This window comes from Hoeflea sp. AS16, from assembly GCF_038900095.1.
GTDB lineage: Bacteria > Pseudomonadota > Alphaproteobacteria > Rhizobiales > Rhizobiaceae > Hoeflea.
Map to the genome: position 1 here is coordinate 283,530 of NZ_JBBMQQ010000002.1, position 14,517 is coordinate 298,046.

The 14,517-nt window shown below is 62.0% G+C and carries 16 protein-coding genes; 6 read left to right on the forward strand and 10 right to left on the reverse strand.

Annotated elements, in window-relative coordinates; genetic code table 11:
• Positions 1–6: 6 nt before the first annotated feature.
• The 5 genes from WNY80_RS06730 to WNY80_RS06750 all read right to left on the reverse strand — a co-directional run bounded on the left by WNY80_RS06730 (position 7) and on the right by WNY80_RS06750 (position 4,739).
• The gene (locus WNY80_RS06730; RefSeq protein ID WP_342886580.1) at positions 7–966 is read right to left on the reverse strand and encodes an ABC transporter permease; all 960 of its coding nucleotides are present in this window, start codon (positions 964–966) and stop codon (positions 7–9) included.
• Positions 963–1,955: an ABC transporter permease gene (locus tag WNY80_RS06735; RefSeq protein WP_342886581.1), complete on the reverse strand. Its 993-nt coding sequence runs from the start codon at positions 1,953–1,955 to the stop codon at positions 963–965. The genes WNY80_RS06730 and WNY80_RS06735 overlap by 4 nt, the downstream gene beginning before the upstream one ends.
• The gene (locus tag WNY80_RS06740; RefSeq protein ID WP_342886936.1) at positions 1,952–2,665 is read right to left on the reverse strand and encodes an ATP-binding cassette domain-containing protein; all 714 of its coding nucleotides are present in this window, start codon (positions 2,663–2,665) and stop codon (positions 1,952–1,954) included. Before WNY80_RS06740 ends, WNY80_RS06735 begins: the two co-directional genes overlap by 4 nt.
• Positions 2,666–2,697: 32 nt before the next feature.
• A complete protein-coding gene (locus WNY80_RS06745) occupies positions 2,698–3,435 on the reverse strand; it encodes an ATP-binding cassette domain-containing protein (protein WP_342886582.1) in 738 nt (245 codons plus the stop codon).
• A gap of 95 nt (positions 3,436–3,530) precedes the next feature.
• A complete protein-coding gene (locus WNY80_RS06750; RefSeq protein ID WP_342886583.1) occupies positions 3,531–4,739 on the reverse strand; it encodes a substrate-binding domain-containing protein in 1,209 nt (402 codons plus the stop codon).
• Positions 4,740–5,234: 495 nt separating this feature from the next.
• On the opposite strand from WNY80_RS06750, the gene WNY80_RS06755 reads away from it, so the two are divergent.
• From WNY80_RS06755 to WNY80_RS06780, 6 genes are all read left to right on the forward strand, one after another.
• Positions 5,235–6,410: a substrate-binding domain-containing protein gene (locus WNY80_RS06755; RefSeq protein WP_342886584.1), complete on the forward strand. Its 1,176-nt coding sequence runs from the start codon at positions 5,235–5,237 to the stop codon at positions 6,408–6,410.
• 69 nt (positions 6,411–6,479) lie between these two features.
• Positions 6,480–7,244, forward strand: coding sequence for an ABC transporter ATP-binding protein (locus WNY80_RS06760; protein WP_342886585.1), 765 nt, complete (start codon positions 6,480–6,482; stop codon positions 7,242–7,244).
• Positions 7,237–7,959 (forward strand): ABC transporter ATP-binding protein, encoded by a 723-nt coding sequence (locus WNY80_RS06765; RefSeq protein WP_342886586.1) that lies wholly within the window; start codon positions 7,237–7,239, stop codon positions 7,957–7,959. The genes WNY80_RS06760 and WNY80_RS06765 overlap by 8 nt, the downstream gene beginning before the upstream one ends.
• 71 nt (positions 7,960–8,030) lie before the next feature.
• Positions 8,031–8,993 (forward strand): branched-chain amino acid ABC transporter permease, encoded by a 963-nt coding sequence (locus tag WNY80_RS06770; RefSeq protein ID WP_342886937.1) that lies wholly within the window; start codon positions 8,031–8,033, stop codon positions 8,991–8,993.
• 1 nt (position 8,994) lies between these two features.
• Positions 8,995–10,047 (forward strand): branched-chain amino acid ABC transporter permease, encoded by a 1,053-nt coding sequence (locus WNY80_RS06775; RefSeq protein WP_342886587.1) that lies wholly within the window; start codon positions 8,995–8,997, stop codon positions 10,045–10,047.
• The gene (locus WNY80_RS06780; protein ID WP_342886588.1) at positions 10,047–10,823 is read left to right on the forward strand and encodes an alpha/beta fold hydrolase; all 777 of its coding nucleotides are present in this window, start codon (positions 10,047–10,049) and stop codon (positions 10,821–10,823) included. The genes WNY80_RS06775 and WNY80_RS06780 overlap by 1 nt, the downstream gene beginning before the upstream one ends.
• A 39-nt stretch (positions 10,824–10,862) precedes the next feature.
• On the opposite strand, the gene WNY80_RS06785 is transcribed toward WNY80_RS06780, so the two are convergent.
• From WNY80_RS06785 to WNY80_RS06805, 5 genes are read right to left on the reverse strand one after another with little or no spacing between them, the layout of a single operon-like run.
• Positions 10,863–11,219: a phosphate acetyltransferase gene (locus WNY80_RS06785; protein WP_342886589.1), complete on the reverse strand. Its 357-nt coding sequence runs from the start codon at positions 11,217–11,219 to the stop codon at positions 10,863–10,865.
• The gene (locus WNY80_RS06790) at positions 11,219–11,575 is read right to left on the reverse strand and encodes a MaoC/PaaZ C-terminal domain-containing protein (protein ID WP_342886590.1); all 357 of its coding nucleotides are present in this window, start codon (positions 11,573–11,575) and stop codon (positions 11,219–11,221) included. Before WNY80_RS06790 ends, WNY80_RS06785 begins: the two co-directional genes overlap by 1 nt.
• Positions 11,572–13,056 carry an AMP-binding protein gene (locus WNY80_RS06795; protein WP_342886591.1) on the reverse strand — a complete coding sequence of 495 codons (1,485 nt, stop codon included), beginning with the start codon at positions 13,054–13,056 and terminating at the stop codon, positions 11,572–11,574. The genes WNY80_RS06790 and WNY80_RS06795 overlap by 4 nt, the downstream gene beginning before the upstream one ends.
• A gap of 4 nt (positions 13,057–13,060) precedes the next feature.
• On the reverse strand, positions 13,061–13,831 hold the full coding sequence (locus WNY80_RS06800) for an enoyl-CoA hydratase/isomerase family protein (RefSeq protein ID WP_342886592.1): 771 nt from the start codon (positions 13,829–13,831) through the stop codon (positions 13,061–13,063).
• Positions 13,828–14,418, reverse strand: coding sequence for a TetR/AcrR family transcriptional regulator (locus tag WNY80_RS06805; RefSeq protein WP_342886593.1), 591 nt, complete (start codon positions 14,416–14,418; stop codon positions 13,828–13,830). Before WNY80_RS06805 ends, WNY80_RS06800 begins: the two co-directional genes overlap by 4 nt.
• Positions 14,419–14,517 lie beyond the last annotated feature (99 nt).

Genomic DNA, 14,517 nt, shown 5'->3' on the forward strand with positions numbered 1-14,517 from the left:
TGCCGATCAGATCCTGGTGCGGACATGCGGGTCCCGTGCATAGAGCGAAACCAGCAGGATGATGACCAGGCCAAGAGCCGCTTGCACTACCGATGGCTTCAGGCCAAAGCCGATCAGCAAGGTGTTGAGTTCGGTCAGGACGAGGGCGCCGGCGACGGTGCCCAGAAACGAGCCGCGGCCGCCGACAAGCGCCGTTCCACCGATCACGACGGCAGCGATGGTCTGGAAGAGATACGGCTGCCCCACCTCCGCATATGCGCTGCCGGTGAAACCCAGCAGCAGGATCCCGGTCACCGCCGCAAAGAAGGCGCTGATGGCGAAAGTGAGGGTCCACATGCCGAGCGGGCTGATGAGTGCGAGAACCGCGGCGCGCTGGTTGCTGCCAACGGCATAAACGCGGCGCCCATAGGGGGTGCGTGCAAGCAGCAGCGTAATGGCGATGGCAACAACCACCAGGCTGGGAACGATGCCGGGAACAGGGAGCCCCATTGCGCTGCCACCGATGGACACGAAATCCGAAATGGCAGGTGGAGCGGACCCGGAGGGAAAGCCTGCCGTCCACAGCAGCACTGCACCTTGGATGATGGTGCCTATGCCCAGGGTTACGATGAGGGGATGGATGCCAAGGCCGCCGGAGATGGTGCCGTTCAGCGCTCCGATCAGGGTGGCGAGTGACAGCACGATCAGGCAAACGAGCCAAAAGCTCATGCCGTCGCCGTAAAGCTGTGCGGCGATGACATTGGCAAAGCCGATCACGAACGGGATGGACATGTCGATGCCGCCGAGGATGATCACCAGGGTTTGGCCCACGGAAGCCAGCGCGAGCAATGATGCCAGTACGAGCATGGCACGCAATGAAAAGGCCGAACCGTATCCCTCGATCATCACGGTGCCGAAAAGATGCAGTGCCAGGGCGATAAGCAGGGCGCCAAGCGCGCGCTGCTGGTCTGTCGTTAGCCGGTTCATTTTGAAGCTCCCGCCCGCCCGCTGCCGATCAGCCGTTCCTGAACGGCTGTCAGCATGATCGCGATCACCAGAATAGCGCCGTAGCTGATCTGGAGGATGAAAGTCGAAACGTTGAGATAGGTCAGTGCGCTCTGCAGCAGGAAGATATCGATGGCGCCGATGGCCGCGCCGATCACGCCGCCGCGTCCGCCAGCGAGGCTGACACCCCCGAGCGCAACCGCCGAGATTGCAATCAGGGTATAGGTGGGCCCCACGGCAGGGTCGGCCGATCCGATCAGTGCGGTGAGCATCAGGCCCGCGGCGCCCGCGAAGACACCGGTGATGGCAAATGACAGGAAACGCACCTTCGTGACCGGAATTCCCGCGGTGTAGGCCGCGCGGTCGTCACTCCCGACCGCCATGAGCTGACCGTGATAGGGCAGGCGGCAGATCAGCCACCATGCCAGAAGGACGCCGCCCAGCGGCAGTATTGCCCATGTGCCGGCCAGTTGCGTCAACCAAGGCGGCACGGTACCGGATGGCGAGGGCAGGATTGTCAGCGTCACGCCGAGCAAGACAAGATAGGTTCCCAGCGTCGCCACGATCGGCTGGATGCGGAGCACCGCGGCAAGGAAGCCGTTCACGACCCCGCCGGCAAGGCCGGTCAGAAGTGCCGCAGGCACGATGATGAAGGGGGAGGTGATGCCAAGCATCTGTATGAACACCAGCACGACCACGGCGTTGACGAACCCCATCAACGGCCCAACCGAAATGTCGATGCCACCACGCCCGCCGAGAATGGCCGGGGTCGACGCAATCGCGGCGCCAATCAACGGAGCTGCGAGGCCGATCAGTGTTCCCCATGCGGCGGGCGAAAAGCGCGCCGGGTTGAGGTAGATATTGATCACCAGAAGAATGACGAACAACAGGGGGGCGAAGCCGGCATATAGCAGAAAACCAGTGCCCAGACGCTTGCCGGATTTGGCGTTGCTTGTTGTGGTGCCACTCATTGTTCACGCCCAAACATTGTTGCAATGATGCGGTCGGCAGTCATCTGGGTTTCGGCAAGACGGTTGGCGATCGCGTAGTCGCGGAACACCAGGACCCTGTCGCACAGGTGCAGCGTTTCTTCGATCTCGGTCGAAAGGACGACAAGGGCCATGCCCTCCGCAGCCAGTTCCCTGAAGACGTCGTAGAGGACCCTTCTGGTGGCGATGTCGACACCGCGGGTGGGGTCATTGAGCAACAGCACACGCGGTTCGAGCGCGAGTGCCCGGGCCAGGAGAACCTTTTGCTGGTTGCCTCCCGACAGCGAGGTGATCAGGTTGGACGGGTGAGGGGCCACGATGGACAACCGCTCGCGGTAATGCTCGTAGCGTTCGCGCCGCCGCCGCTTGCTGATGAGCCCCATCCGGCTGTCGTTCCAGACCGAAGAAATCGCGAAATTGTCGAGGATGGACATGGTTGGAAAGATGCCGCTGGCGCGCCGGTCGCGTGGCAGGTAGACGATGCCGTTCGATACGGCATGGCGCAGGTTGCGCAATCTTTGATTTGGCGTTTCACCGTCGCCGTGAAAAACCGCGCCGCCGGATGGCGCGCGGAATCCGGCCAGGGCTTCGAGAAATGCTTCCTGCCCGTTGCCGTCCAGCCCCGCCAGTCCGATGACCTCTCCTTCGTGGATCTGCTCGTCAAAGGAGGGCCGCTCCGGACGGAGGGACATGTCTTTCACGGTCAGTCTTGCCGTTGAAGCGCTCAATGTCCGGCCCCCACCATTTCCGGTGCCATCAGCGCCAGCAGTTCGTCGGGGTCGAGTGCGGACCGCGGCAGGGTGGTGACAACCTTGCCGCTCCGCAGCACGGTCACACGATCCGACAGCGACATGACCTCGTCCATGCGGTGCGTGATGAAGATCACCAGGCAGCCGTCGGCGGCGAGTTTCCGGATCAGCCTGAAAACGGATTCACGGTCGGCGAAGTCCAGCGCCGCTGTCGCTTCGTCGAGAATGAGGATGCGCGGCTTGCGGACAAGCGCGCGGGCGATCACAACGAGTTGCTGGGCGGCCAGTGGCAAATGACCGGCAGGTTCGTCCAGATCGATCTGTGTGACGGCGAATTCCGAGAGTATCCGGCCGGCGACAGTTTCGCGTTGATTGCGTGGTATCCGGCGCTTTATCAAGCCATCGAGTCCAAGCAGGATGTTGTCGACGACACTGCGGTCGGGAGCCACCAGCACCTCCTGGAAAACGGTCGCGAAGCCGCGCGCCTGAAAGGCCGATGGCGTGGCTTCGGTCATGGCGGTTCCTGCCAGCAAGATCTCGCCGTCGTCGGGCGCGATAACGCCCGAGAGCAATTTTACCAGAGTGCTTTTGCCGGATCCGTTCTCGCCGAGGATCGTGTGAATTTCGCCTGCCTGAAGGGAAATTGTCGCGCGGTCCATCGCGACTGTTTCGCCGTAGCGCTTGGAAACGTTGTTGACCTGAAGTATCGACATCGCCGTTCCTTGTCGATTTCTGCCACCGCCGTGGCCGGTATATGGAGCCGCCCCGGCACACCGTCGTGATGCACCGGGGCGGATTGTAGCGGCTTTTACTGCCCTTCACACGGGTCGGGTGTCTTGGAATAGTCAAACAAGGCAACCGGCGCCGGATTGTTGAAGTAGGCATCCATCATTTCCGCCGGCAGCGGATCGGCCGGCGCCACGGGGAAGATCGACGAGGATGACGGTGTCATGCACGAGCTGTACCATTCACCGAGCTTGTCGGATTCCACGGCAGGGACAGGAACGATCACCATGTTGAGCTTGGGTTCCTGACCTTCGAGAACCCGCACGCCGACACGGAACATCGTCTGTGCGGTCCATGTTGGCATGAGTGCCCCGCCGGCGAACTTGAACTCGTCCTGGTTCTCGTTCCAGTATCCCAGTGCATCGCCGGAGATGCTGCCTGTGATGAGTGGTACCGGACGGCCAGCCTGCTTGAAGGCTTCGGCGATGATCCGGGCTTCGCTGCCCGAAGTCCACACGGCATCAATGGGCTGGGGGTTGGTTGCAAGTGTCTGCAGGACCACCGTCTTGGTGACGTTGCCCGACCAGTTGCCATTGACGTCGCGAACCACCTTGACGCCATCTGCCGCGTCAAAAGCCTTGTCGGCACCTTCCTTCTGCTGTGCCACGAGCGGGCTGCCGGCAATGCCTTCAACGCGCAATACGTTGCCCTTGCCGCCGAGGTCGTCGACGATTGCCTTGGCCAGATCGTAACCGAACTTCACGTAGTTGGAATCGACGTTGATCGCATAGGGACTTGTCACGGCCCCGGCGCCGGTCACGAACGGGATGCCGGCGTCAAAGCTGGCCTTGATCGCTTCGTTGAGTGCGGTCGATGAACCGGCGAATGAGGTGATGATGCTGCAGTCCTTGTCGATGAAACTGCGGATCTGGGAAATCTGCGCGCTCACGTCGCCATTTGAATCCGACATTTCGAAATCGGACACCCAGCCCTTGGCGACATACTCGTCGACGAGGCGCTTGAGTTCGTTGGTCACCGAAACGCGCCACGGATTGCCCTGGTAGGATTCCGAGTGGCACCATTTCCACGGTTTTTCCGGCATCTTGAAGCCGTCATAGGCCGAGGGCTGAACCGTGCTCTCGATGCCGCCGAACAGCGCCTGCACATCGTCCGGCAGCGTGCCGAACGCCTCCGGCATGTCTGCTGCCATCGCCGAGCCGCCTGCCGTAAGCGCGCCGGCGACAGCCAGCACACTGGTGAATTGAATTGCCTTGCGTTGGTAATTGAGCATCTCGCGTGTTCCTCCGTAAGCTGATGCGACCCTCTCCGCGGGGTTTGTACCCCGTCTCATTTTTTATTTGATAACCATTGTTCATATACAATAAAGGATCATTGTCAAGTTTCAGCGAGGTCTTTAACTCGCGCTTCGCCTCCGGCCGCAACGGCCTCTGTCCTTGCCCGGCAGAGCGAATGACCGATGGAGCCTTGATTTCATATTCCCTGCATTTGCGCGGATGCGCCGGTTGAATGTTCCGGCCGTCGTCGATGGCTTCATCGCTCCCGGCCCAGCTCTGCGGGCGGAATTTCATTCTCCTGCCGGGCAGGGGGTGGAAAGCGGTTTCGTTCAATCCCTCAATGGCCTGATGCACTGGGTCTGCAAACCCCGACACAACTGACGTGCGGCGATGCAAATCAGGCCATGTCACGGCGTGAACAGAATCTTGACATGAATATTGATTCATGTTTCATGTTTTCAACGTTGTTCGCTCATGGGAGGAGACCCGAAATGAAGATGAAAACGATACTGGCAACCGGTGTGGCAGCTGCAATGCTGACGGTACCGGCGCTCGCCGACATCAAGATTGCACATGTTTACGGAAAGACCGGAGCACTCGAGGCCTATGCGGCGCAATCGCATAACGGGCTGATGCTTGGCCTCGAATATGCCACCGGCGGCACCATGGAAATCAACGGCGAAAAGCTCGTCGTCATCGAAAAGGACACCCAGATCAAGCCGGATGTCGGCAAGGCGATGCTGGCAGAAGCCTTTGGTGACGACGAGGCCGATATCGCGGTCGGGCCGGTCAGTTCCGGCGTCGCACTGGCCATGCTTCCCGTCGCAGAGGAATACGAGAAGATCCTCATCGTCGAGCCGGCGGTGGCTGACTCGATCACCGGCGAGAACTGGAACCGCTTCATTTTCCGCACCGGCCGCAACTCGTCGCAGGATGCCATCTCCAATGCCGTGGCCCTGGGTGGCGAAGGCGTGACGATCGCCACGCTGGCACAGGACTACGCATTCGGACGCGATGGCGTCGCAGCCTTTCGCGAGGCGCTGGAAAGCTCGGGCGCCAAGATCGCGCATGAGGAATATGTGCCGACCGACACCACGGACTTCACCGCGGCAGCGGAGCGCATCTTCAATGCCATGGAAGGCGTCGAAGGCAAGAAGAAGCTGTTCATCATCTGGGCCGGCGGCGGCAATCCGATGGGCAAGATCAACGCCATGGATCCCTCGCGCTTCGGCATCGAGATCGCCACCGGCGGCAACATCCTGGCGGCGCTGAAGGCCTACAAGGAACTGCCGGGCATGGAAGGTGCGACCTATTACTACTACGAGATCCCGAAAAACCCGGTCAATGACTGGCTGGTCAAGGAGCACATGGACCGCTTCGGCTCGCCCCCGGATTTCTTCACTGCCGGCGGAATGGCAGCGGGAATTGCAGTCGTCGAGGCCATCAAGAAGGCCGGTTCGACCGACACCGAAGCGCTGATCTCGGCCATGGAAGGCATGGAATGGGAGACGCCGAAGGGCACCATGCGCTTCCGCAAGGAAGATCACCAGGCGCTGCAGTCGATGTATCATTTCCGCACCGAGGTCCAGGACGGCAAGGACTACGGCGTTCCGGTCCTGGTCCGCGAGATCGGCATTGACGAAATGGACATTCCTGTCCGCAACTAGGCCTTCCTGCCGCGGACGCCCGCCTTGTGGCGCCCGCGGCATTCTCCACTTTTCTTCCATAGGTGCGCCATGACACAGATGCTTCTGGAAACGGATGGCCTGACCGTCCGCTTTGGCGGCCATGTGGCGGTCGATGCGGTCAGCTGCGGCTTCCGGGCCGGTGAACTTACCGCGATCGTCGGGCCCAATGGCGCCGGCAAGACCACCTATTTCAATCTCATCTCGGGACAGATCACTGCCTCCGCCGGAACGGTGCGGCTGATGGGCGAGGACGTGACGCGCGACCCGGTGGCCCAGCGCTGCCGCAAGGGGCTGGGCCGCGCCTTCCAGCTGACCAATCTGTTTCCCAATCTCACGGTGCTGGAAAATGTCCGGCTCGTGATCCAGGCCCGGCGCCGGATGGGTTTCAACCTGTTCAGCATGGCGAGTTCCCACACCGAACTTACGGTCGCTGCAATGGCCATTCTGGAACGGGTCCGGCTGCATCCGCTGAGCGAGCAGAAGGTCGGCGGGCTCAGCCACGGAAACCAGCGCAAGCTCGAGGTCGCCATCCTGATCGCGCTCGACCCGGTGGTTTACATGTTCGACGAACCGACCGCCGGCATGAGCGTCGACGAGGCCCCGGTGGTGCTCGACCTGATTGCCGAACTCAAGGCCGAGAAGGACCGAACCATCCTGCTGGTCGAACACAAGATGGATGTCATCCGCTCGCTCGCCGACAGGATCATCGTGCTGCACAACGGCGCACTCGCCGCCGACGGCGACCCTGCCACGGTGATGGCCTCGGATGTCGTTCAGGAAGCCTATATGGGACGGGACCTAGCCGATGTCTGATCCGATCCTCGAACTTTCCGGTGTCTACACGGACATCGCCCAGTATCACATCCTGCAGGGCGTCGACCTGGCGGTGCCGCGCGGAGGCGTGACCATGCTTCTGGGGCGCAATGGCGTCGGCAAGACGACGACGCTGCGCACCATCATCGGCCACTGGCAGGCAAAATCCGGCAACCTGCGCTTCAACGGCACCGACATCACCAATATGCCCACCCCTGCCAGGGCCCGTGCCGGAATCGGCTTCGTGCCGGAAGACATGGGCATTTTTTCCGACCTGACGGTGGAGGAAAACATGATCCTTGCAGCCGCCTCCGGTCCGCTCGATCCGTCGCGGCTGGAATGGATCTTCGCGGCGTTTCCGCCGCTCAGGACATTCTGGCGCTCGGAAGCCGGCAATCTGTCGGGCGGACAGAAGCAGATGCTGTCGATCGCGCGGGCCATGGCCGAGGAACGCCAGCTCTACCTGATTGACGAACCGACCAAGGGGCTGGCGCCGGCGATCGTGTCGACCATGGCCAGGGCGCTCCGCGATCTGAAGAAGAAGGGGGCATCCATCCTGCTGGTCGAACAGAATTTTGCCGTCGCCAAGGCGCTCGGCGATACCGCCGCAGTGATGGATGACGGGCGGATTGTCTGGGCCGGCGAGATGACTGAGCTGGCCGGCGACGCCGCGTTGCAGGAACGGCTGATGGGCCTGAGCATGGAGGCGCACTGATCATGGCTGCCGCACCCGACCACGCACCGAAATATGCCAGCCTGTCGCTGACCGACAGAATCGGAAAGGCGATGCCGTTGCTGCTCGTGCCGGTGCTGGTGGTTCTTGGCTTCGTGTTGATCGGCTCGACATCGAGCTGGCTAACGCTGACGGTTTCCGGCCTGGCGATGGGGATGATGATCTTCATCATGGCCTCGGGCCTGACGCTGGTCTTCGGGCTGATGGATGTGATCAATTTCGGTCATGGCGCGTTCATCTCGGTGGGCGCCTATGTCGGCATCTCCGCCCTGCTGGCGCTTGAGAGCTGGACGGGCGTGCCGTCGCTGGTGCTCAACGTGGCTGCCGTGCTGGCCGCGGTGATCGCCGCCATGTGCGTCACCGGTGCACTGGGCTGGGGCTTTGAGCGGGTGATCGTGCGGCCGGTCTACGGCGCGCATCTCAAGCAGATCCTGGTTACCGTCGGCGGTCTTATCGTCATCGAACAGATGATCCAGGTGATCTGGGGCCCTGACGAGATCTATCTCACCCGTCCGGAAATGCTGAAGGGCGCCGTCACCTTCGCGGGCGCTGCAATCGAGAAATACCGGTTGCTCGCCGTGGTGTTCGGACTGGTGCTGTTCGTGACGATGCGGCTGGTGCTCAAGCGCACCAAGATCGGGCTGATCGTCCGCGCGGGCGTGCAGAACGGCGAAATGGTGCAGGCGCTGGGCTACCGTCTGCGGCTCGTGTTCATCGGCGTGTTTGTCGCCGGCTCGGCGCTCGCCGGCCTGGGGGGCGTGATGTGGGGCCTCTACCAGGAGGTCATCACTGCCGGCATGGGCGAAGAGATGATGATCCTGGTGTTCATCGTCGTCATCATCGGCGGCCTCGGCTCGGTGGAGGGCGCATTCATCGGCGCGCTGATGGTCGGGCTGTTGCAAAACTACGTGGCGTTTCTCGAACCCAAGCTGGCGCTGATTTCGAACATTGCCCTGATGACGGCCATTCTGATGTGGCGGCCGCAGGGCATGATGCCCGTTGTGAAGGCGAAGTAAGATGCTGACGAACCTAATCTCCGGCGACCGTCCCCGTTCCCTGGTCCTGACCGCCCTGCTGCTTGCCATTCTGGCGGCACTGGCCCTGGCCCCGTTTCTGTTTCCGGGCGTCAGGTCGCTCGAAACGGCGGCCCGGATCTGCATCTTCATCGTGCTGGTGGCGAGCTATGATCTTCTGCTCGGGTACTCCGGCATTGTCAGCTTCGCCCACACAATGTTCTTCGGGCTTGGCGCCTATGGCGTTGCGCTGGCCTCCACCCATATGGGCCGCGGTTACGATGCGCTGATCGTCGGCACCATCTCCGGCGCAGTCGCCGCTGCCGTGCTGGCGTTGTTGATCGGGCTGTTTTCACTGAGGGTGCGGGCCATATTCTTTGCCATGATCACCCTTGCGGTTGCCTCGGCCGTGGCCGTGCTCGTCAGCCAGCTTTCCGGCCTGACCGGTGGCGAGGACGGGCTCAACTATTCAATTCCGCGCGAACTCACCCCGGCATTCAGGCTGGGCAAGCTGTTCGGCATCAGCATCACCGGCAAGATCCTGAATTACTACTTGGTGTTTTTCGCCTCGCTTGTGCTGTTCCTGCTGTTGCTCAGGATCGTCAACTCCCCGTTCGGGCAAGTGCTGAAGGCAATCCGCGAAAATGATTTCCGCGCCGAAGCGATCGGTTACCGAGTCGTCCTCTACCGCACACTGGCGACCTGCCTCTCGGCTGCAGTCGCGGCTCTTGCCGGAAGCCTGTTTGCGATCTGGCTGCGCTATGTCGGTCCGGCCACGACGCTGTCCTTCGAGATCATGCTGGATATTCTGCTGATGGTGGTGATTGGCGGCATGGGCACGATGTATGGCGCGGTGATCGGAGCCACCATTTTCGTGCTGGCGCAGAACTATCTGCAAAACCTGATGGGCGTTGCAGCAAGCGCAACCGAGGGGCTGCCGCTGATTCCGCAATTGCTTGATCCCGACCGCTGGCTGTTGTGGCTCGGCGTGCTCTTCATCCTCAGTGTCTATTTCTTTCCCACGGGGATTGTCGGACGGCTAAGGGCAGAAGACTGATGGCGGATCGGACCATGCACCGGCAACGGCCGGTGGTGCTGTTGCATGGCTGGACCATGCGCGGATCGATCTTCGACGATCTTATCGCCAGATTGCCGGAAGGGTTTGACTGCCATGCGCCTGACCTGCCCGGGCATGGCGACCGGGCAATGGTCGAGCCCTCGCTTGAGGCGGCGGCGCACACGCTGGCCGATCTGCTGGAAGCGCACAATCTCACTGAGGCTGTTCTGGTCGGATGGTCGATGGGCGCGGCGGTCGCGTGGCAATTCGTCGAGCAATTCGGCGCTGACCGGATCGCTGGCCTGATGACGGTGGACATGAGCCCGAAGCTTGGCTGCACCGCGGATTGGCCGCACGGTCTGATCGATCAGGGCGAGAGCGATCTCGCCACCACCACCGGGCGGATGAAAGCGGACTGGCGCGGCATGGCTGAAGCGATCGCGACAACCATGTTTGGCCAGCGCACCGGTGCGGCAATCTACAGCCGGCAGGATGCCCTCACCCAGATCCTGACCAACGACCCGGCGAAAATGGTCGCCATGTGGGAAGCGCTGGTCGGCATGGACAAGAGAGAGTTGATCGGGACGCTGCCGTTCCCGCTTCTGGCAACCTGCGGCGCGCGCAGCCGGGTCTATCCGGGGTCCGCTGCCAGGTGGCTGGCGAACACGGCCCCGCACGGGAGCATGCACATGTTCGAAAATTCGGGCCATTCAGCGCATCTAGAAGAGCCTGAAGCTTTCGCCAAAGAACTCATCGAATTCGCGGGCAGCCTCTAGAAACACGCGTCAGGATTGCAGAGGCGCGCAAGCGCCGGTTTACGCCGCCACGTCCTTTGCCTTGACCAGCGAGCGGCCCTCGCAGACCAGCACGCCGTTGGCGTCGGTGCAGGTGGCCCACAGATCGACCAGGTGCTTGTCAGGGCGCAGCCTTGTAATCTCGACCCTTGCGGTCAGCTCGGTCTCAACTGCAGCCGGCGCCAGGAACCTGAGCTCCTGCTTGAGGTAGTTCGTTCCCGGGCCGGGCAATTTCACACCAAGCAGATAGGAAAACAGCGCCGCGATCAGCGGTTCGGGAATGGTTGTTGGAACCGCCGAATTGGCGAGTTCGGCGAAGCCCTCCAGATCGGCGCGGCTGTAGCTGCGGCTGACGGTGGCTGATTGTCCGACCTGCATCACGCGACCTCCGTTTCGCCGACCAGAAGCTCCGCCCCATCGGCGGATCTGACCGCGCGCACTGACAGGGTCCCCGGACACTCGCCGTTGATCGTCAGATCGACCGGTTCTCCGGTGTAGCAGGGATTGGGAAACATCATCGACTGGGCCTTTTGCGAGACATCCGGATATGCGGCGGTCAGCAATCCCCACAGCCTGGTGTAGATCAGCATGCCGTGGCTGACCGTGCGCCCGAAGGCTGTCCGGGCAGAGAATTCCGGATCGACATGGATCGGATTGTCATCGCCGGAAATCTGCGCGAACAGATCGAATTCGGCCTGGCTTGGTGTCCAAACGGTTGAAAGCTCGATCTTCATGGCAGCAAGGTCCTTAGCTCCGGTTTGCGGACCTTTCCGGCCGCGGTGCGTGGAAAATCCTCAACCAGCGTGATCCTGACCGGCACCTTGTAGGCAGCCAGCCGTTCCCGGCTCCAGCTCCTGAGTTCGACCGGGTCGAGGCTCGCTCCCGGGCGGGCAATGATGAAGGCCGCGCCGACCTCACCCCATTTTTCGTCAGGCATGCTGATCACCGCGGCTTCCAGCACATCGGCATGTTCGTTGAGCACGCGCTCGACTTCGGCCGGATAGACGTTCTCGCCGCCGGAAATGTACATGTCCTTGATCCGGTCAACGATGAAGATGTAGCCATCCTCATCGCGCCGCCCGACATCGCCGGTCCGCAGCCAGCCATCGTCGGTGAAGGCTTCGCGCGTGGCCTTTTCGTTCTGGTAGTATCCGGGCGTGATGTTGGGTCCCCTGAGCTGGATCTCGCCGGCACCGGTTTTTCCCGCGGCAACTCCGTCAAGCCGTATGTCGGTCAGCATCTGTGCCCGTCCGACGGAGCCGATCTTCCTCTCGGCATTTTCCGGATCCATCAGAAACACCGTCGGTCCGGTTTCGGTCATGCCGAATCCGTTGAGAACCTTGGCTCCGAGACGGGCGAAAAGCCGGATCAGCGGTTCGGGCAGCGGCGCGCCGCCGCAGCCGCAGCGGACCGCACCCCAATCGATCTCGCCGACATCGGGCAACAGGCTGAAGGCCTGATAGATTGCCGGAACGCCGAAGAACTGGGTCAACTTGCCGTGCTTGAGCAGGTCGAAAATCTGCCCCGGTTCAAATTTCGGCAGGACCGTCGAGCAGCCGCCCATGAGAAACAGCGGCAGGGTATAGAGATTGATGCCCGCGGTGTGAAACAGCGGCAGGAAATTGACCGACCGGTCATCGGCGGTCATCCGCGTGGCTTGGGAAATGTTGACCGCGTTGGCCCAGGCCATCTGCGCGGTCTGGATCACGGCTTTTGGCCGGCCTGTCGTTCCCGATGTGAACAGCAGATACCATGGCTGGTCCGGGGCGATTTCGGCAGCCGGCACGGTTGCTTCCGTCTCGATCCACGCAGCGATATCGGTCTCGAGGCCAAATCTCGGTATCCCGCAAGCTTGCGCCACTTCGGCGGCGAGACCGGCCTGCGCTGCATCATGGATCAGGGCCCTTGCGCCCACCGGCTCAAGCGTTTCAACCAGTTCCGGCGCTGGCTGCCGCCAGTTGAGCGGGCACAGGATGATGCCGGTCTTCTGGCATGCAAACAGCGTGATAAAGAACTCGACCCGATTGAGGCACAGGATCGCCAGCCGGTCACCGCGCTGCAACCCGGCTTGCCCCAACCCGGCGGCGACCGCATTGGCCGCTGTGTTGATTTCAGAGAAAAGCCACTCCCTGCCGCTCCCGGCATCGATGAAGGCAGTGGCATCGGGGGAAATTTCGGCCCGTTTCGCGGCCATGTCGGGGATTAGGTCAAACATCGGCTCAGCTTCCAATGCGTTCTATGAATCGTGACATGCCCAGAGCCGTGTCGGGCTGGACAATCCGCTCCAGAAAAGCCGCGGTTTCAGCCTCCAGCCGGGCATTGATCCGGGCACGGCGAGCCTCGTCCCAGACAAGCGCCTTGGTCGCCAGCCGTGTGCCGATTTCGCCCTCTGCGGCCAACCGGGCCGCCGTCATCTCGGGAGTGTCTGAAACCGCCGTCGCCAGCCCTGCTTCGCAGAGTGCGGAAGCGTCAAGCCGCCGGTCGGACTGCAGCCATTCCAGTGCGCGCCCGGCACCGATGCGTTCGGGCAGCAGCGCAGTCCAGCCGCCATCGGGGGCAAAGCCGACCTTCGCGTAATAGGGTTGCACAAATGCATCGGGCGCCAGCACCGCGAGGTCGGCAGCAAACAGGAGCCCGGCAGATCCCCCGGTGACAGCCCCGCGCGCAGCCACCACCACCAGCCGCGGCATGGCAATCAGACGCGCGACAATTGCCTGCAGACGCGGAACAACCGCATCGGCATAGGCTACGGCTTCGCCGTCAAGCGATGCGCGATGAAAGGCACGCACATCACCGCCGCTGGAGAAATTCCGGCCGCCGCAAATGAGAATGGCACTGGTATCCTGCGCTTCGGCCTCGTCGAGCGCCGAAGCGAGGTCGCCCAGCAGTCCCGGTTCGAGCGAATTGGCGCGGCCGGCAGTCATGGTCAGCCGCGCTCCCAGCGAGCCATCAGGCATGGGAAAGGTTTCGGTGGCCACCCGCGTGGTCATGGCGCGAGACCGTTCCGGATCATCGAAAAAGCTTCGTCGACCACATGATCGATATCGGATGTATCGCTCCACAGGACATAGCGTTCGCCCAGGGTCTTGGCGATGCCCATCAGCGCCCAGGCGCGGACCTCGGAGTCACCGGGCCGCAATTCGCCGGCTGCAACCGCCTCGGAAAGCTGGATCGCGTAGGCCTTGGCGAAGCTGGTGAAGTAGGCCTTGTAGGCATCGGCATCGATGAAGCGGGCTTCCTCGACAATCCGGTAGAGCGACGGCCGTTCTGCAACAAAGCGCAAGAACGCCTTCAATCCATCCCGCTCGGCTTCCAGGCGGCTGGGTGCATCCGCCACGGCCTGGGTGACGACGGCGCGGGTCAGTTGCCCCATTTCCAAAACCAGTTCCCGGAAGACGTCTTCCTTGCTGGAGAAGTAGATATAGAACGTGCCCAAAGCCGTTTTTGCATGGCGGGTAATGTCGGCAATTGAAGCCGCGGAAAATCCCTGCTCGCCAATCATGGCCTCGGCCGCGCGCAGGATCTGCTCGCGCCGGGCGACGCCTCTTTTGGTTCTGGGGTAAGCGTTGGTCGACATACAACATGAATACTGATTCATGTTTCAATATGCAAGAGCCGCAAAACGGAATCCACGGATATCGGCTGCGCGCTGGAATGCTGCCGGCAGTGGCTGTCT